This window comes from Candidatus Poriferisocius sp. (assembly GCF_965219775.1).
Taxonomy (GTDB): domain Bacteria; phylum Actinomycetota; class Acidimicrobiia; order Acidimicrobiales; family Bin134; genus Poriferisocius.
Genome location: NZ_OZ244793.1, coordinates 1 through 18217 on the forward strand (window position 1 = coordinate 1; position 18217 = coordinate 18217).

General features: G+C 67.9%; 13 protein-coding genes and 1 pseudogene. 13 read left to right on the forward strand and 1 reads right to left on the reverse strand.

Annotated features, from left to right (window positions below):
- The first annotated feature begins 23 nt into the window (after positions 1–23).
- Entirely contained in the window at positions 24–3365 is a 3342-nt protein-coding gene (locus tag ACOQPQ_RS00005) for a fibronectin type III domain-containing protein (protein WP_420637403.1), read from the forward strand.
- 323 nt (positions 3366–3688) lie between these two features.
- Here ACOQPQ_RS00005 and ACOQPQ_RS00010 read toward each other — a convergent pair whose 3' ends face one another.
- A complete protein-coding gene (locus ACOQPQ_RS00010) occupies positions 3689–4357 on the reverse strand; it encodes a hypothetical protein (protein WP_420637404.1) in 669 nt (222 codons plus the stop codon).
- Positions 4358–4574: 217 nt separating this feature from the next.
- Between ACOQPQ_RS00010 and ACOQPQ_RS00015 the strand changes: the two are divergent.
- From ACOQPQ_RS00015 to ACOQPQ_RS00070, 12 genes and pseudogenes are all read left to right on the forward strand, one after another.
- Positions 4575–5800: pseudogene (locus ACOQPQ_RS00015) on the forward strand (IS256 family transposase).
- Positions 5797–7074 (forward strand): hypothetical protein, encoded by a 1278-nt coding sequence (locus ACOQPQ_RS00020; RefSeq protein WP_420637405.1) that lies wholly within the window; start codon positions 5797–5799, stop codon positions 7072–7074. Before ACOQPQ_RS00015 ends, ACOQPQ_RS00020 begins: the two are co-directional and overlap by 4 nt.
- Before the next feature lie 693 nt (positions 7075–7767).
- Positions 7768–8565 (forward strand): hypothetical protein, encoded by a 798-nt coding sequence (locus tag ACOQPQ_RS00025; RefSeq protein WP_420637406.1) that lies wholly within the window; start codon positions 7768–7770, stop codon positions 8563–8565.
- 110 nt (positions 8566–8675) lie between these two features.
- Complete coding sequence (locus tag ACOQPQ_RS00030; protein ID WP_420637407.1) at positions 8676–8834, forward strand: transposase; 159 nt, start codon at positions 8676–8678, stop codon at positions 8832–8834.
- Between the two features lie 47 nt (positions 8835–8881).
- Entirely contained in the window at positions 8882–10618 is a 1737-nt protein-coding gene (gene aspS / locus ACOQPQ_RS00035; protein WP_420637408.1) for an aspartate--tRNA ligase, read from the forward strand.
- A 33-nt stretch (positions 10619–10651) separates the two neighbouring features.
- A complete protein-coding gene (locus tag ACOQPQ_RS00040) occupies positions 10652–12073 on the forward strand; it encodes a replication-associated recombination protein A (RefSeq protein WP_420637409.1) in 1422 nt (473 codons plus the stop codon).
- Positions 12073–12321: a hypothetical protein gene (locus tag ACOQPQ_RS00045; protein WP_420637410.1), complete on the forward strand. Its 249-nt coding sequence runs from the start codon at positions 12073–12075 to the stop codon at positions 12319–12321. The genes ACOQPQ_RS00040 and ACOQPQ_RS00045 overlap by 1 nt, the downstream gene beginning before the upstream one ends.
- Before the next feature lie 10 nt (positions 12322–12331).
- Complete coding sequence (alaS, locus tag ACOQPQ_RS00050) at positions 12332–14908, forward strand: alanine--tRNA ligase (RefSeq protein WP_420637411.1); 2577 nt, start codon at positions 12332–12334, stop codon at positions 14906–14908.
- An 88-nt stretch (positions 14909–14996) separates the two neighbouring features.
- On the forward strand, positions 14997–15431 hold the full coding sequence (gene ruvX, locus ACOQPQ_RS00055) for a Holliday junction resolvase RuvX (RefSeq protein ID WP_420637412.1): 435 nt from the start codon (positions 14997–14999) through the stop codon (positions 15429–15431).
- Positions 15428–16570 carry an endolytic transglycosylase MltG gene (mltG, locus tag ACOQPQ_RS00060; RefSeq protein WP_420637413.1) on the forward strand — a complete coding sequence of 381 codons (1143 nt, stop codon included), beginning with the start codon at positions 15428–15430 and terminating at the stop codon, positions 16568–16570. The genes ruvX and mltG overlap by 4 nt, the downstream gene beginning before the upstream one ends.
- On the forward strand, positions 16564–17415 hold the full coding sequence (gene aroE / locus ACOQPQ_RS00065; RefSeq protein WP_420637414.1) for a shikimate dehydrogenase: 852 nt from the start codon (positions 16564–16566) through the stop codon (positions 17413–17415). The genes mltG and aroE overlap by 7 nt, the downstream gene beginning before the upstream one ends.
- A gap of 64 nt (positions 17416–17479) precedes the next feature.
- The gene (locus tag ACOQPQ_RS00070; protein WP_420637415.1) at positions 17480–18178 is read left to right on the forward strand and encodes a prepilin peptidase; all 699 of its coding nucleotides are present in this window, start codon (positions 17480–17482) and stop codon (positions 18176–18178) included.
- Positions 18179–18217 lie beyond the last annotated feature (39 nt).

Below are 18217 nucleotides of genomic sequence, written 5' to 3' on the forward strand. Positions count from 1 at the left end.
CTTCTCGGTTGTACGAATTGGTAGTGGGTGACAATAACGACATCGTGTTGGACACTCCGTCTGGGAACGCGCCCATCTCCTATGCGTTGACGGGTACTCTGCCTCTGGCGTTGTCTTACACGGCCGGCACGAACACGATTTCGGGTACCGCGACGACGGTGACGGTGGCCCCGGCGGTGTTGACCTTGACGGCGACCGACGCGGACGGTGACACGGGGACGCAGACGGTGACAATCACGGTGGTGGCGGCGGCTCCGGGTTCTCCGGGGAATCTGACGGCAACGCCTGGTGGCCTGCAGGTGATTCCCCAAGTCGCTCTCGCCTGGGGTGCGCCCACTACCGGCGGCACCACCAGCAGCTACGAGGTCCGCTATCGCCGGAACTCCGGCACGAGCGGTGCGCCCATTTGGGATTCATGGACAGCGTGGGTGGATGTCGGCAACGTCACCGCCCATACCGTCGGCACTACCGTCGGCACCAGGCTCAGGAGTGACACCGAATACGAGTTCGCAGTTCGAGCCCGCAACGCTGCTGGTGCCAGTGCTGCGGTCACCGCGCAAGCCACCACGGCCGACGTGAAGCCGGGCCAACCGACCAACGTGGCGGTGACCACGCCGGGTACGCCGGGCAGCAAGCAATTCACCGTCACGTGGAGTGCGCCGACGAGCAGCCCGTGCCCCGTCAACGCCTACCACGTCCGGTATCGCCAGACAGCGGATGCGGACGTTCTGGCTTCCTACCATGCGGCCGGGAGCCACGTGGGCTTCAGCAGCACCACCACAAGCGTCACCGTCCAGGTCGGCAGCACCTACGGCTACTGGGACAGCAGCGGCAATCCCGTGGATGACAACGGGGATGGCGATATCGACGCATCGGATACCCAGGCCGAAACCGAAACGACGTTGCCCGACGGCACTCCGTTCACCGTCCGGGTGTCCAGCTCCAGCACCGGCTGCGACACTTCGAGTCCGAACGCGGAGGCAACGGTCACCACCGACGAGGCCGACACCGGCTTGAGCTTCCCGTCGCCGAAGACGCGTTCGTACATGTGGTTCTTGGATGAGGCCAGGGACGAGCAGTTGCCCGACCCCGGTGGGAACGACCCGGTGACCTTTGTGCTGACGGGCAATCTGCCGGCCGGGCTGACGTACAACACGGCGACCAACAGGATCTCGGGGCCGCCGACCGATGCGGGTGTGGGGACGGCGACGGTCACGATCACGGCGACCGACGTGGACGGCGATACCGACACGTTGACGGTGAACATCACGGTCAAGGCATCTGATACTCCGAAGAATCTGGCGGCCACGCCCAGCACCGACGTGAATGGGCACCCCCAGATGAGTCTGGCCTGGGACGCCCCCACCATTGGCAGGACCCCCACCTACTACGAGGTCCGCCACCGATTCAGTTGGGCTCCCGACGCCAATCCGGTCCCATGGGGGCCTTGGTCCAATTGGGTGGATGTCGGGGCCGTCACGACTTATGCCGTCACTGGCCTCGCAAGTAACGGCTTCTACGGGTTCGAGGTTCGGGCCGGCAACACCGTCGGTGTAAGTGATTCGGTTGCCGTGCAGGACAGAGCTCCCATCGTGAAGCCGGACCCACCGGCCAACGTGGCGGTGACCACGCCGGGTACGCCGGGTAGCAGGGGATTCACCGTCACGTGGGACGCACCCACGAACAGCGTGTGCGCAATCAACACATACCAATTGCGGTACTACACACCTCCTGCAAATCGTGACGTCATTTCCGGATGGCGCATCGCCGGGAGCCACCTGCATTTGGACAGCACCACCACAAGTTTCACCGTGCAGCTCAACAGCACCTACGGTGCCTTCACCAGCACCGGTCAGTATTTGGACGTCAATGGGGATTTGGTGATCGACGGTTCCGACGTCTTGCTCGAGACAGCAGCGACCCTGCCCTACGACACAGAGTTCGCCATGGAGATCTTCTCCTTCAGTAACATTTGCAACAGTTGGAGCGATGGGATCTCCGTCCCCAACGTCACCACCGACGAGGAAGACACCAGCCCGAGCTTTGCGGCCGACGACTTCACGGTGGCGTTGTCGGCAGGGCGGCCGATAGACCGGTCATTGCCGACGGCCTCCGAGGGGAACGACCCGGTCACCTACACCCTGGCTGCGACTCCGGCGTTGCCGAGCTGGCTGACGTTCAACGCCGCCGGTGCCGGCGGCCCCAAACTGGAGGGCACCCAAGCGCCGGCATCTCCCGTGGCCGAGGAAACGTACACGATGACCGCCACGGACTCGAATGGGGACAGCGACTCCATCGAGTTGAAGGTGTCGGTGGTGGCGGACACGGTGCCGTCGTTCCCGTCTTCGACGGAGTCGTACACATGGACGCAGGGGGTGGATAAGACCGAGGCGTTGCCGGATCCCGGTGGGAACACACCGGTGTCGTACACGCTGGCGGGCACCTTGCCGGACGGGCTGACCTACGACGACCAGACCAACGAGATTTCGGGGACTGCGACGACGTTGACCATGACACCGGCGGTATTGACGTTGAGCGCGACCGACGTGGACGGGGATTCAGCCCCATCGACGGTGAGCATCTCCATCTCCGTGGTGCCGCAGTTGCCCGGTGCTCCGGAGAATCTGACGGCCACCCCCGGCGGTTTGCAGATGCTTCCCCAAGTCACCCTCAACTGGGATGCACCCACCACCGGTGGCGCCCCCCAGCAATACGAAATTCGCTCTTGCAGGAACATCGGCACCACTGACTCGCCCGTGTGGGACACATGCACGTTCTTTGACATAGTCCCCGCAGAGGTCACGACCTATACCTTCGGCACCACCTCTCCCTTACTCCTCTATAGCGACACCGAATACCGGTTCCAGGTCATGGCCGTCAACGTTACTGGTGCCAGTCCCCTGGTCTCTGTGCGAGCCACCACCCCCGACGTGAGGCCGGGCCAACCCACCAATGTGGCGGTGAGCACGCCGGGAACGGCGGGGAGCAAGCAATTCACCGTCACATGGGCTGCACCGACGACCAGTCCGTGCCCCGTCAGCGCTTACAAAGTCCACCATCGCCAGACGGCTGATCCGGATGTCCTGGCTTCCTACCATGCGGCCGAGAGCCACGAGGGCTTCAGCAGCACCACCACAAGCGCCACCGTCCAGGACGGCAGTACCTACGGCTACTGGGACAGCGCGGGCGAGCCCGTGGATCTCAATGGGGACGGGAGATTCAACGATTCAGACACCGCCAACGAGACCGCGACGACGTTACCCGACGCCACCCCGTTCACCATCCGCGTGTTCGCCTACAGCGATGGCTGCAAGTCTTCGAGTCCGTACGTGGAAGTTACCGTCACCACCGACCCCTCCAGCTAGAACCCGGGTCTGTCAGACCCGGCCGGGTGTTGTGGGCTGGGATGGTTGCGGGGGGTTGGTGGGTGTGGGATGCTTCGGGCCTGTTTCTTTGGGGAGGTTGTGATGGGTGACGACGTTGTGAACAGCGGTTCTGGGGTTGGTTCGGGGGCCGGTTCGGGCTCTGGTGAGGGCGCGTCGTCGGAGGGGGCGGTGGTGTCGAGGGTTGTTTGGTTGGGTGAGGGTGGTGGGCCGTGGGAGCCGTGGTTGGTGGTTGGTGCGGTGGTGATGTTTGTGGGTTCGTTGTTCTCTTGGGTGCGGGGGGACGGGGTGTTCGGTTCGTTTCCTCAGGCCACCGGGGGTGGGGTGGTGGTGGCCGGGGTGGATTTGATGGTGATGGTGGTGGCGTTGTGTTTGTTGGGGCGCCGGTGGTCGTTGGGGGTGACGTGGGGGTTGTTGTTGGGGGCGGCGGCGGGGGTGTCGGTGTGGATCGCGTTGTTCGCGAAGTGGTCGAACAGCACCGATCCGATGTTGGACTTGGCGGCGAATGTGTATTCGCTGGGGACGATGGGTGCGGGCCCGGGGTTTGTTGTGGCGGGGTTGGTGATCGTCGCCGTCAGATTGTTGGCCCCGGACGCTAGGGCGGTGCGTCGGGTGGCGTTGGAGGCGAGTGTCGGGCCGGCGGTGTCGGGTGCGTTGGTGGTGGTGGTGTCGTGCGGGTTGTTGTTGTGGACGGCTCCACCGTTGGGGTTCGCCGCCGATGGGTCGAATGGGTTGCACACCGACGTGATGATCGGCATCCCGGTGATGGGCGCTGCGGTGTTGGGATTGTTGTGTCTGGGGTGGGCAGCAAGAATTGACGCCTCACCAAGGGCGGTACACGGGTCGCTGTTGTTGGCGCAGATGGCGGCGGTCACGATCGTGGTGATCACCGCCACGGTGGTGGTACCCACGGTGTCGACCACCAGCCCGCTTGTTCCGGGTCCTCCGGTCGCGTTGGCCGGCGGGATCCTCATGTTGCGCTCCTTCCGCTCGGCTTGAGGTCCTGCGGAAAGGGGTCGAGGACAGCGGGGAGGGCCGGTGGGGGCCCAGCGACGGGTCTGTCAGGATTTTTGTGTATCGGGCGTGGTCTGTGGGTCCGCGGTTTGGTGTTGCGGGCCGGGAAGGATCATGTCTGTGACTGATCAGAATGTGCTGGCTGCGCCGGCGGTAGGGGCTGCCGGTGAGGCGGCGATGGGGGACTGGGCTGAGCTGTTGGTGGAGCGGGCCCGTGTCGAGGGTGTGGAGCTGACCGGCGACGGCGGTTTGTTGTCGGGGCTGGTGCGCCAGGTGCTCCAGACCGGGTTGGAGGTTGGGATGGCCGACCATTTTGGTTGTGTGCGCCACGATCTCTCCGGTGGCGGGTCGGGGAACTCGCGCAACGGGTCGTCGCCCAAGCGGGTCAGAACCGGGATCGGCGAGATCGATCTTCGGGTGCCGCGTGTGCGGGCGGGCACGTTCGACCCGGTGACGGTGCCCGAGCACCGGCGCTGTTTGGACGGGTTGTCGGGCAATGTGATCTCGTTGTGTGCCAAGGGGTTGACCACCGGGGAGTTCCGGGCGCATTTGGCCGAGATCTGCGATGCCTCGGTGAGCCGGGAGACGATCTCGAAGATCACCGAGGTGATCGTCTCCGACATGGCCGTGTGGCAGAACCGGCCCCTCGAGCCCGTGTATGCGGTGCTGCTGATCGACGCGATCACCGTCAAGGCCTGTGACTCCCAGGTCGCCAACCGGCCCGTCTATGTGGCCATCGGCGTCGATCTGGGCGGAGAGCGTGACGTTTTGGGCCTGTGGCTGGGACCAACGGGCGGCGAAGGCGCCAAACAGTGGGCGACAATGCTGGGCGAGCTCGCCAACCGGGGCCTGGCCGACGCCTTGATCGTGTGCTGCGACGGGCTCAAGGGCCTGCCCGAGTCGATCCGCATGACCTGGCCCGACGCCACCGTGTCGACCTGCGTGGTGCACATGGTCCCCAACAGCTTGCGCTACGCCGCAAAGAAACACTGGGGGCCATCACCGGCTCCATGCGGGCCATCTACACCGCCCCCACCGTCGAGGCCGCCGAAACCCACTTCGAGGCGTTCGCCCAAGACTGGGAACACACCTGGTCGGCCATGATCCGGGCCTGGCGCACCAGCTGGGACGAGTTCACACCGTTCCTCGAGTTCCCCGCCGAGCTGCGCCGGGTCGTCTACACCACCAACGCCGTCGAGAGCCTCAACGCCCGATTCCGACGAGCCGTGCGGCACCGAGGCCACTTCCCCAACGAGCAAGCCGCCCTCAAGGTCCTCTACCTTGTCGCCACCGCCAAACGAAAAAGCCGCGAGAACCTCACAGGAAAGACCAACGGCTGGAAAACCATACTGAACACCCTGACCATCCACTACGGCGACCGAATCGCCGACCACATCAAATGAAAACCACCACGGCCGCATACACAGAAAAGCTGACAGTCCCGTGGGGGCTGTGGGTGTTGACTGCGTTGGTGCTGGTGGCCGCGGGGTGTGGGGGGTCGGGTGGCGGTGATGAGGTGGCGTCGTGCGATTCGTCGCTGGGGAACGACAAGTTCTGTCTGGTTGAGGACCCTGTAGGGGGTGGGGGCGGCCTGAGGCGGGTCCGGGCCTTGCGGGACATCACCGTGCTGGAGAACGGCCAGACGGTTTTGGTGGCACAGCGAGGCGATCTCGGGGGTTGGGTAGAGGGTGAAGAGAACCTCAGTGCGGGAGGCTCGGCCTGGGTAGCTGGTGACGCCAAGGTATTTGACGATGCCAGAGTGGAGGGAGATGCCCTGGTCACGGGGAGGACCAAGGTCTTTGGCGGTGCAAGGGTGTCCAACTGGGCTCAGGTCAAAGACCATGCAGTGGTGTGCTCAGGCGCCGAAGTCTACGAGCAGGCCCAGGTCGGAGGGGAAGCAGTGGTGTGCGGGTGGGTGCCCAGAGCATTCTCGCTTTCCGCCTGGGCGGGTGCTGAGGAGGGTGCGAAGGTGGCAAGGATGGGCGCGTGGGTTCAGGGGTGGGGTGAGGTGGGTATGGAGCCGGTCCTGCGACGAGCGGGGTTGGGCGCCGCGGCTGCGCAGGTGTTCGGGGAATCAGTCATATCCGATGGTGCGTGGGTATTCGAGCAGGCCAAGGCATTCGGCAAAGCGGAAATCTCAGACCAGGCGAGGGTGTATGAGAACGCCCAAGTGTTCGACAACAGCAGGATTTCCGGTCAGGCTTCCGTATACGGGAGAGCACTAGTGTTCTCGAGTGCAGATTCAGAGTTTGTGTCAGGTTCATCCAGTGGCGGATCGAATACTCTCCATTCTGTGTTTGTTCAGGAGGATGTAGCTAGAGTTTTCTGGACCAATACCATATGCCCACCCAATGTCTGGAACATTTCAAGCAACTTGCTAGAGGAATCGCTTGGGGATGGGCCACTTGCTTCAACGGTAGAGCCAAAACCAAGCATGTTGAAAGATGCTGGGACTGAATCCCAATGTAACACCGGGACGGTACCGCCTACCAAAGTCCTTGGAGATGCAAGAGTATATGGTAATTCGAGGGTCTGGGGGGGTGTCACCCTAAGTGGAAATGCTAGGATCCTCGAAGACAGCCGTGTTTCTGGAGGCTCAACCAAATTCAATGGGCAAATCTGTCAGGATTACTGGACCAATGGCATTTCTAGAGATGGGACTGACATGGCTTGTTGAAAGCCCGCAGAGCGGTTCATGGCTTCTGGCTCAATGTGACGAAGTTAGGTGGCCGTAGAGTTCAAAGACCGAATGAATGGGGGCCATATGAGGGCGTTACTGCGGCGGGGGATTGGGGTGTTGACCGCGTTGGTGATGGTGGCCGCTACGGGGTGTGGGGGGTCGGGTGACGGGGATGAGATGGCGTCGTGCGTCTCGTCGCCGGGGAACGACAAGTTCTGCCTATTGGCAGACCCAGCAGGTGATGGCGGTCTGAAGCGGTTGCGGGCCTTGCGAGACATCACCCTGCTGGTGGACGACCAGCCGGTCCTGCTGGCCCAACGTGGCGATCTGGGGGGTTGGGTGGAAGGTGAAGGGAACCTCAGCGCGGAGGGATCGGCGTGGGTGGGTGGTGGCGCCAGGGTGTCCGACGGGGCCCGGGTGGAGGGGGATGCGCTGGTCACCGGCTTTGCGGAGGTGTCCGGAGGGGCGGTGGTTCGGGGCCGGGCACAGGTTTCGGGGCGGACCAGAGTCTTCGGAGATGCACAGGTGTCCGATGAGGCCCAGGTGATGGACGCGGCTGTGGTGTGCTCAGGAGCGGAGGTGTCTGGGAACGCTGTGGTCAGGGACGAAGCGGTGGTGTGTGGAAGGGTGCCCAGGGCGTTCTCTCTATCCGCCTGGGCGGGTGCCGGGAGGGGAGCGAAGGCGGCAAGGATGGTCGCTTGGGTTCAGGGGTGGAGCGAAGTGGGGATGGAGCCGGTCCATGGGCGAGCGGGGTTGGGCGGTACCGGTGCGCATGTCTTCGGTGATGCGATCGTTTCCGACGGAGCGTGGGTGTTCGAGCAGGCCAAAGTGTTCGGCGAGGCGGAGATCTCGGACCAAGCAAGGGTCTATGAGCACGCTCAGGTGTTCGATCAGACTTATGTATATGGCAACGCCCGTGTCTATGGCAATGCCAAGGCATTCAGTTACCCTTGGTCAGAATACATCTCAGGGCGTACCGGTTATGGAGAGCCCATTTACAGTCCGGTCTTTCAGCAAGGTGATGTTGCATTGAATGTCTGGACTGTATCCCATCTCCAATCTAATGAATGGGGCCTATCTATTGCTGAGATAGAAGCCAGATATGTATCTGGGGACTGGAATGGCGCCACAATTGCCAAAGAAGATGCAAGCTTGTCGGACACATGGAACAAGATGGATGGAGGAATGTCTAACCTGTCTCCAACTAGAATCTACGGTAATGCTAGAGCATTTGGTAAGGCCTTAGTGTGGGGCAGTTCGGAACTATATGGATCAGCCAAGGTGTATCAGGATGCTAGGCTGTCTGGTGGGGGATGGTATTATGGTTCTGGTAGACTTTGTGGAACCTTTTGGCATAATGGAGAAAGAGACTATGTTGTCCCAGTTTGTGATTCGAAAGAGGCGCTTTGGGACAAAATGATCTTCTCTGAAAGACTCTATCCGGCTCTACGCGACGTTGCTGGGTGGGGGCCTCGCCGATTCTTGTGACTGACAGTTCGTCGAAGAGCCGGGAGGCCCCTGGTGGTTTAAGTTAGTTCAGGTTTCGAGTTCGGCGCTTTTGGTTTGGAGGTGACCGGCGTCTCAGAATGTGCAAATGGGTGCCCGCCCAACCCCGGTGGTGGACCCGGGCCGTCCAGGTGGTCTGCATCGACCCCTACGAGGGTTACCGCAGAGCCATCCGGTCGCTGCGCGCCTCCACCGGGATCGCCGTTGATCCGTTCCACGTCGTTGACGCCATTGTCATGGGTGGCCGGTAGCATCGGGCGGTGTACGAAACGGGACCAGGGGCGGGGCAGGGGTGACGATGCGGACTGACTATTGCGGTGAGCTGCGGGCCGGTGACGTGGGCCGGGAGGTGGCGGTGTGCGGTTGGGTGGACCGGCGCCGGGAGCACGGCGACCACCTGGCCTTCATCGACCTGCGGGACCGCACCGGGGTGATCCAGTGCGTGGTGGACGAGCGTCACGACCTGCGCTCGGAGTACGTGGTACGCATCACCGGCACGGTGCGGCCCCGGCCCGAGGGCACCGTTAACCCCAAGCTCGACACCGGCGAGGTGGAGATCGGCGACTGCCGGGTGGAGGTGCTGGCGACCGCCGAGCCCCCGCCGTTCCCGCTGCACGCCCGCACCGAAGTGGACGAGACCGTGCGCCTGCGCCACCGCTACGTCGACCTGCGAGGGGAGCGCCTGCAGCGCAACCTGGCGCTGCGGGCCACGGTCAACAGCGCCATCCGCCGCTCCATGGAGGCCCAGCGGTTCACCGAGATCGAAACCCCCATGCTGGTGGCCTCCACCCCCGAGGGGGCCCGCGACTTCGTGGTGCCGTCGCGCCTGCATCCGGGCCGGTTCTACGCCCTGCCCCAGTCGCCCCAGATCTTCAAGCAGCTCTGCATGGTGGGCGGCCTCGACCGCTACTACCAGATCGCCCGGTGCCTGCGCGACGAGGATCTGCGGGCCGACCGGCAGTTCGAGTTCATGCAGCTCGACGCCGAAGCCAGCTTCGTCGGCCAAGAAGACGTGATGGCCTTCATCACCGAGGCGGTGGCCGCCGCGGTGGAAGCGGTGGTGGGCGCCCGCCCCGACCCGCCCCAGCACATGAGTTGGACCGACGCCATGGAGCGGTACGGCTCCGACAAGCCCGACGTGCGCTTCGCCATGGAACTGGTGGAGTTGACCGACCTGTTCGCCGGCACCGAGGCCAAGGTGTTCCAGGTGGAGTGCGTGAAGGGCATCAACTGCAAGGGGGGCAGCGACCGCCTGGGGCGCAACGCCATCGACGAGCTCACCGCCAAGTGCCGCCAGTGGGGGGCCAAGGGCCTGGCCTGGTTCCGGGTGGGCGACGACGGCGCCCTCGACGGCGCCCTCACCAAGTTCATGTCCGACGACGAACAAGCCGCCCTCGGCCCGGCCCTGGGGGCCGAGCCCGGCGACCTGCTGTTGTTGATCGCCGACCGCCGGGCCACGGTGCGCACCGTGTTGGGGCTGTTGCGCCTGGAGCTGGGCCGCCCGCCCATCACCGAGGGGGGCCTCCACTTCGTGTGGGTCACCGACTTCCCCCTGTTCGAATCGATCGACGACCAGGGCCGCCCCATTGCCGCCCACCACCCGTTCACCATGCCCCACCCCGACGACGTGGGCCTGCTCGACGGCACCGGCGAGGAGCTGCTGGCCGTGCGCTCACAGGCCTACGACCTGGTGCTCAACGGGTGGGAGCTGGGGTCGGGCAGCGTGCGTATCCACCGCCCCGACATCCAGCGGTCGGTGTTCCGGGCCCTGGGCATCGGCGACGCCGAGGCCGAGGAGCGGTTCGGCTTTTTGCTCGACGCCTTCCGCTACGGGGCCCCGCCCCACGCCGGGTTCGCCTTCGGGATCGACCGGCTGGTGGCCATCCTGGCCGGGGAGGAGAACATCCGCGAGGTGATCGCCTTCCCCAAGACCCAGTCGGGGGCCGACCCGCTGTCGAACTCGCCCACCCCGATCCCCGACCGTCACCTCGACGACCTCGGGCTGCGCCTGCTGCCCCCGCCCGCCGCCGGGTAGACCGATGGCAGGGGGCCGCCACCGAGGCGGGCCATGACCGACGACCTGTTCGCCGCCGCCGTGACCGATCGGCTGGCCCGCACCGCCCCGCTGGCCGACCGGCTCCGCCCCCGCACCCTCGACGATCTGGTGGGCCAACAGCACCTGCTCGGGCCGGGCAAGCCGATGCGCAGCCTCATCGAGCGCGACCGGCTGTCGTCGGCCATCTTGTGGGGGCCACCGGGCACCGGCAAGACCACCATCGCCCGCCTGGTGGCGGGCACCACCGCCCGGGCCTACATCCAGCTCTCGGCGGTGACCGCCACCGTGAAGGACGTGCGGGAGGTGATCGCCTCGGCCCGCGACCGGCTCGGCCAGCACGACCAGGGCACCATCTTGTTCCTCGACGAGGTCCACCGCTTCAACCGGGCCCAGCAGGACGCCCTGCTGCCCGCGGTGGAATCCGGGCTCATCACCCTCATCGGGGCCACCACCGAGAACCCCTACTTCGAGGTGAACCCCCCGCTGCGGTCCCGCTCCACCCTGTTCCGCCTCGAACCCCTGAGCACCGAGGCCCTCGGCGAGCTGCTGGGGCGGGGGCTGGCCGCCGAGGGGGCCGAGGCCGACGACGACGCCGTGGCCCACCTGGCCAACCAGGCCGCCGGGGACGGCCGCCAGGCCCTCACCAGCCTGGAGGTTGCGGTGGCGCTGGCGTCGTCCCGGCCGGGCGGCGCGGTGCGGGTCACGCTGGACGACGCCGAGAACGCCCTCGGGGCCAGCGCGGTGCGCTACGGACGTGACGAGCACTACGACGTGATCAGCGCCTTCATCAAGAGCCTGCGGGGCTCGGACCCCGACGCCGGCCTCTACTGGCTGGCCCGGATGCTGGAAGCCGGTGAGGACGCCCGGTTCATCGCCCGCCGGATGGTCATCCTGGCCTCCGAGGACATCGGCATGGCCGACTCCCACGCCCTGGTGGTGGCCGACGCCGCCGCCCGGGCGGTGGAGTTCGTGGGCCTGCCCGAAGCCCAGCTCAACCTGGCCCACGCCGTGGTGTATCTGGCCTGCGCCCCCAAGTCCAACACCGTCACCGCCGCTCTGGGCCGGGCCCGGGCCGACGCCGCCGACGGCTCAGGCGAGGTGCCCGCTCACCTGCGCGACGCCCACTACCAGGGAGCGGCCGGTCTCGGACACGGTGCCGGCTACGTGTATCCTCATGACGATCCCCAGGGCTGGGTACCCCAGCAGTACCGCCCCGATCGGTTTGAAGGGCGACGCTACTACCGACCTTCCCAGCACGGGGCCGAACAGGGGGTTCACCAGCAGATGACCGACCGCAGCACCAACACCGAGATCAACGCCGAGGCGGCCTCGTCGGCGGCCGACCACCCGGCGGCCTCACCCGTCACCGAGGGTGACCGACACCGGTCGGCGTCGGACCGGAAGTCCCCGGGAACCGATCGGGGGGAGCGCTGATGGCCGGGCGATTCACCTGGTTCGTGGCCGGAGCGGGCGCCGGGATGGCCGGGGCCTCCTACCTGCGCCGCAAGCTGCATCAGGCCACCCGACCGGCGGCCCGTCGCCGGGGGCCGAGCGACCCCGGCACCCGGGTGAAGGCGGCGTTGGCCGAGGCCCGGGCCGCCGTGGCCGAGGGCACCGCCGCGGCCCGCCGCTACCGGGCCGAAGCAGCCCGCCGGGCCCTGGACGATCCACCGGAGAGGTGAGGTCGACCCGGTGACCCCCAAGCGAGCCCAGGAGATTCGCAGCGCATTCACCTCGTTCTTCGGCGAGCGGGGCCACGCCGTGTTGCCGTCGGCCAGCCTCATCCCCCGAGACCCCACCGTGTTGTTCACCGTGGCCGGGATGGTGCCGTTCAAGCCCTACTTCCTGGGCGAGGAGGCCGCCCCCCACCCCCGGGCGGTGACCGTGCAGAAGTGCGTGCGGGCCGGAGGCAAGCACAACGACCTCGACGAGATCGGCCGCACCCGCCGCCACCTCACCTTCTTCGAGATGCTGGGCAACTTCAGCTTCGGCGACTACTTCAAGACCGAGGCCATCGGCTGGGCCTGGGAGTTCGTGACCGAGGGCCTGGGCTTCGACCCCGACCGGCTGTGGGTCACCGTCCACCTGAGCGACGACGAGGCCGCCGAGATCTGGCGGGACGTGGCCGGGGTGGCCCCCGACCGCATCCAGCGGATGGACGAGGACAACTACTGGCGCATGGCCGACACCGGCCCGTGCGGGCCCTGCTCGGAGATCTTCTTCGACAAGGGACCCGAGTTCGGCCCCGACGGCGGCCCGGCCCACGGCGGCGACGAGCGGTTCCTGGAATTCTGGAACCTGGTGTTCATGCAGTTCGACCAACGGCCCGACGGCCAGGTGCCGCTGCCCAAGCCCAGCATCGACACCGGCGCCGGCCTGGAGCGCATCCTCACCTTGATCCAAGGGGTGGAGTCGGTGTTCGACATCGACGAGATGGCCGCGTTGGTGGGGGAGGCCTCGGCGGTGACCGGGGTGCGCCTCGGGGCCGCCGAGCACAGCGACGTCACCCTGCGCATCCTGGCCGAGCACGCCCGCACCATGACCTTCCTCATCTCCGACGGGGTGTTCCCCTCCAACGAGGACCGGGGCTACGTGCTGCGCCGCATCATGCGCCGGGCCGTCCGCCGGGCCCACCTGCTGGGGGTCACCGACGTGGTCACCCCCCGGCTGGTGGACACGGTGGTCGACATCATGGGCGCCGACTACCCCGACATCGTGGCCAACCACAGCTTCGTGCGCGACGTGGTGGCCCGCGAGGAGGAGGGGTTCCGCTCCACGCTGGCCCAGGGCACCGAAATCCTCGACGACGCCCTCGACCGCCTCGCCCCCGGCGAGGCCCTGTCGGGGGAGCTGGCCTTTCTGTTGCACGACACCTACGGCTTCCCCTTCGAGGTCACCGAGGAGACGGCCCGGGAGCGGGAGGTGGCCGTGGACCGCGACGGGTTCGACGGGCTCATGGCCGCCCAGCGGGCCCGGGCCCGCCAGGACTTCGACGCCCGCCAAGCCACGGCCGCCGACGTGTCGGCCTACGCCGGGTTGGTGGCCGAGCACGGGGCCACCGAGTTCGTGGGGCGCGACGGTGACACCTGTGAGGCGGTGGTGCTGGCGGTGACCGACGACGGCATCGTGTTGGACCGCACCCCGTTCTACGCCGAATCCGGCGGCCAGGTGGGCGACACCGGCACCATCACCTCGCCCACCGGACGGGCCGAGGTGGCCGACACCACCTACGTGGTGCCCGACGTCCACCTGCACCACACCGCCGCCGTCGACGGCGAGATAACGGTGGGCCAGACGGTGACCGCCGCCATCGACGCCGACCGCCGGGCCGCCATCCGCCGCCACCACACCGCCACCCACCTGCTGCACTGGGCCCTCAAGCACACCCTGGGCGACCACGTGAAACAGCAGGGCTCGCACGTGTCCGACGACCGGCTGCGGTTCGACTTCACCCACTTCGAGGCGCTCAGCACCGACGAGATCGTCGCCATCGAGGCGCTGGCCAACGCCGACATCCTGGACAACCCGGCCACCCGCAACTACGAGACCTCCATGGCCGAGGCCACCGCGGCGGGCGCCATCGCCTTTTTCGGTGACAAGTACGGGGAGCGGGTGCGGGTGCTGGAGGCCGGGCCCCACTCCATCGAGCTGTGCGGCGGCACCCACGTGCAGGCGTTGGGCGACATCGGCCCGGTGAAGATCGTCTCTGAGGGCTCCATCGGGGCCAACATCCGCCGCATCGAGGCGGTGGCCGGCACCCGCCCGGTGGAGCTGCTCACCGAGCGGGAACAGGTGCTGGCCCAGGTGGCCGAGCGATTGGGCGTGCCCGCCGACCAGCTCGTGGCCGGGGCCGACAAGCGCATGGCCGAGATCAAGAGCCTGCGGGCCGAGCTGGCCGACATGCGCCAAGCTGCCTCGGTCGACCAGTCGGGGGATTTGGCCGGCCAGGCCGCCGACGGAGTGGTGGTGGCGCTGGTGGAGGGCGTGGACCGGGGCCAGTTGCGCGACCTGGCCATCGCCACCCGGGACCGGCCCGGCGTGGAGGCGGTGGTGCTGGGGGCCGCCCCCGACGGCGGGGGGGCCGCCCTGGTGGCCGCGGTGGCGCCCGATTGCGACCGCCACGCCGGGGAGTTGATCGCCGAGGCGGCCGCCACCATCGGCGGGGGCGGGGGCAAGGACGCCAAGCTGGCCATCGCCGGGGGCCGGGACCCGTCCCGGTTGGCCGAGGCGCTCGACCAGGTGCGGGCCGCCGCGGGCATCGGCGGCTGATGGTCGTGTCGGCTCCCGCCGGGGCGCCCCGCTGTCGGCGCGCCGTGCCCGCCGCCGGCGGATCGTGCGGCGTGTCGGCTCCTGATTGATGTCGGCCCGGGCGCTGGGCATCGATTTGGGTGAACGCCGCATCGGCGTGGCCGTCTCCGACGCCGGAGGGCGGATGGCCACCCCGCTGGTGGTGCTGGAACGCTCCGGGGGTCGGCCCGGCGACCACCGCCGCATCGCCGAGCTGGTGGCCGAGTACGAGGCCGAGGTGGTGGTGGTGGGCCTGCCCCTGTCGCTCGACGGGGGAGCGGGCCCCGCCGCCCGGGGGGCCGCCGGGGAGGTGGAGCAGTTGCGCTCGGCGCTGGGCGTGCCGGTGGTGACCCACGACGAGCGCCTGACCACCGTCATCGCCAACCGGTCCCTGGCCGAGGCCGGCCTCGACGGGCGGGCCCGGCGCCGTCGGGTGGACATGGTGGCGGCGTCGGTGATCCTGCAGGGCTGGCTGGACGCCAACCGGGCCGAGCGGTCGCCGTGAGCGAGCGGACCCCGGCGGGCTATCGGCCCCCGGTGGTGGTGACCGACGGCGACGACCCGGGGGACTGGGACTGGCTGCCCCGGCGCACCTCCACGCTCACCCGGGTGCTCATCATCGCCGCGTGCGCGGGGGTGGTGCTTCTGGTGGGGTCGCTGTGGCTCAAGGGTTGGATCGACGACCGCCTCGACCCGCCCGGCGACGAGGGGCCCGAGTTGGTGGTGAACATCCCGTCGGGGGCGGGCATCAACGACATCGCCCGCATCCTGGAGGACGAGGGGGTGGTGCCCAACTCCACCGTGTTCCGCTACTACCTGCGCTTCAAGGACGCCGGGGACGTCCAGGCCGGCAACTACCTCCTGCACGAGAACATGTCGGTGTGGCGGGCCAAGGACGTGCTGTTGGCCGGGCCCGCCCCCGGCCTGGCCGACGACAGCCGGCGGGTGGTGCTGCCCGAGGGCCTCACCCTGGCCCAGATCCAGGCCGAGTTGGTGTCGCAGGTGGCCACCTTCAGTGCCGACGACCTGGCCCGGGCCCTGGCCTTCCCGCCGCTGCGGTCGCAGTATCAGCCGGCCAACAGCACACTGGAGGGGATGCTGTTCCCCGACACCTACCTGCTGGACGACGCCACCGCCGGCGACGAGGCCGCCCTGGTGGTGCGGCTGGTGAACCAGTTCGACGCGGTGGCCGCCGAGGTGGGCCTGGCCGACGCCCCCGACACGGTGGGGGTGTCGCCCTATGAGGCGGTCATCGTGGCCTCGCTCGTGGAGAAGGAGGCCCTCATCGACGAGGACCGGGCCAAGATCGCCCGGGTGATCTACAACCGGTTGGGCATGGGCTGGCCGTTGCAGATCGACGCCGCGGTGCGGTATGCCGTGAACAAGCCAACCGACCCGTTGACCCTGTCGGATTTGGACGTGGACAACCCCTACAACGTGTACAACCGCACCGGGCTGCCGCCCGGCCCCATCGCCGCCCCCGGACGGGCCTCGCTGGCCGCCGCCCTGAACCCCGCCGAGGGCTTCTGGTTGTTCTACGCCCGCACCGACGACCCGGTGCCCGGCGCCCACACCTTCAGCCTCACCGCCGAGGAGCACGAGGTGGCGGTGGCCCTCTGTCGGGAACGAGAGCTGGGATGCTGACGCCCATCGGTCTGCCCGCCGACGCCGAGGTGGCCGCCGGGGTGATCGGGTACCCGGTGCGCCACTCCCTGTCGCCGGTCATCTGCCAGGCCGCCTTCGACGAGCTGGGGTTGGCCTGGCGCTACGCCGCTTTCGAGGTGCCGCCGGGGGAGGCCGCGGCGGCGCTGGCGGCGATGCGGGAGCGGGCCATGGTGGGGCTGTCGGTGACCATGCCCCACAAGGGTGACGTGGCCGCCGCGGTGGACGAGCTGAGCCCGGCGGCGGCCGTGTTGGGGGTGGTGAACTGCGTGGCCCGGGTGGGAGGCCGGCTGGTGGGCCACAACACCGACGGGGCCGGGTTCTGCGACGGGTTGGGGGCCGACGGGGTGGAGGTGGCCGGGGCGTCGGTGGCGGTGGTGGGCGCCGGCGGGGCGGCCCGGGCGGTGGTGGCCGAGCTGGGCCGCCGGGGCGCGGCCGAGGTGGCGGTGATCGCCCGGCGGGCCGAGCAGGCCGCTTCGGCGGCCGCGCTGGCCGGGCCGGTGGGCACCACCGCGGGGTTGGGCGAGGTGGGGCGGTTCGGTCTGGTGGTGAACGCCACCCCGGTAGGTATGGCCGCCACCACCGGGTCGGGGGGTGTGCCCGTGGAGGTGGAGCTGCTGCGGGGGGGTCAGCACGTGGTGGATTTGGTGTACAACCCGGTGGTGACCCCGCTGTTGGCCGAATGCGACCGCCGGGGGGTGGCCCGCTCCACCGGGATCGGGATGCTGGTGCATCAGGCCGCCCACGCGGTGCGGATCTGGACCGGGGCCGAACCCCCCGTCGTGGCCATGACCGCCGCCGCCCTCGCCGCCCTGGAGTCCCGATGAGCCGGGTGGTTGGTGGCTGGGTGGGGGCGGTGGGCCGGGTGGTTGCTGCTGGGTTGGTGGGCCGATGAGCCGGGTGGCCATGGCGGTGGCCGGAGTGGTGATCGGCGGGGTGGCCGGACGCTTCCTGTTGGTGTGGCTGTGGCGCCTCGGGGTGCGCGACAGCCGGTCGTTGCGGGTGCTGGTGCCCACGTTCACCGCCCTGTCGCTCGGGGTGGCCGGCTGGGTGCTGGGCACCACCTGGGACGTGCTGGCGGTGTGGTCGTTGTTCGTGGCCCTGGTGGGGGTGACCACCGTGGACCTGTTCGACTACCGAATCCCCAACGCCATCGTGTTTCCCACCGTGGGGGTGCTGTTGGGCCTGATGACGCTCATCTCCCTGTTGCGCCACCAACCGGGCGCCCTCGGCCAAGCCGCGGCGGCCGCCGGGCTGTACGGGGCCTCCATGTCGCTGCTGCACGTGTTCTCGGGGGGCAGTCTGGGCCTGGGCGACGTGAAGCTGGCCCTGCCCATCGGGCTGGTGCTCGGGTGGGTGGGATCGGGCTACGGCGAGTCGCTCTTGGCCGTGCTGTTGGCGTTCGGGCTGTCGTCACTCCTGGGGGCGGTGATGGGGCTGTTGGTGTGGGCCATGCGGGCGTGGGGCAACGAGGTGCTGCCCGACCCGCTGGCCGACCCCTCCCACCCCCGCCGCACCGTGTTCCCCTTCGCCCCGGCCATGTCGGTCGGGGGGGCGGCCATGGTGCTGGCCGTGTACGGAGCGGTCTGAGGAGAAGGCCCAGGTTCGGGGCCGCTGAGCGTTTCGGGA

Coding starts and splice junctions, on each gene's coding strand:
- ACOQPQ_RS00010 (WP_420637404.1), bottom strand. CDS start 4,357: ATGAGGATCCCGCCGGCCAACGCGACCGGAGGACCCGGAACAAGCGGG.
- ACOQPQ_RS00020 (WP_420637405.1), top strand. CDS start 5,797: ATGAAAACCACCACGGCCGCATACACAGAAAAGCTGACAGTCCCGTGG.
- ACOQPQ_RS00025 (WP_420637406.1), top strand. CDS start 7,768: ATGGTCGCTTGGGTTCAGGGGTGGAGCGAAGTGGGGATGGAGCCGGTC.
- aspS (WP_420637408.1), top strand. CDS start 8,882: ATGCGGACTGACTATTGCGGTGAGCTGCGGGCCGGTGACGTGGGCCGG.
- ACOQPQ_RS00040 (WP_420637409.1), top strand. CDS start 10,652: ATGACCGACGACCTGTTCGCCGCCGCCGTGACCGATCGGCTGGCCCGC.
- ACOQPQ_RS00045 (WP_420637410.1), top strand. CDS start 12,073: ATGGCCGGGCGATTCACCTGGTTCGTGGCCGGAGCGGGCGCCGGGATG.
- ruvX (WP_420637412.1), top strand. CDS start 14,997: ATGTCGGCCCGGGCGCTGGGCATCGATTTGGGTGAACGCCGCATCGGC.
- aroE (WP_420637414.1), top strand. CDS start 16,564: ATGCTGACGCCCATCGGTCTGCCCGCCGACGCCGAGGTGGCCGCCGGG.
- ACOQPQ_RS00070 (WP_420637415.1), top strand. CDS start 17,480: ATGAGCCGGGTGGCCATGGCGGTGGCCGGAGTGGTGATCGGCGGGGTG.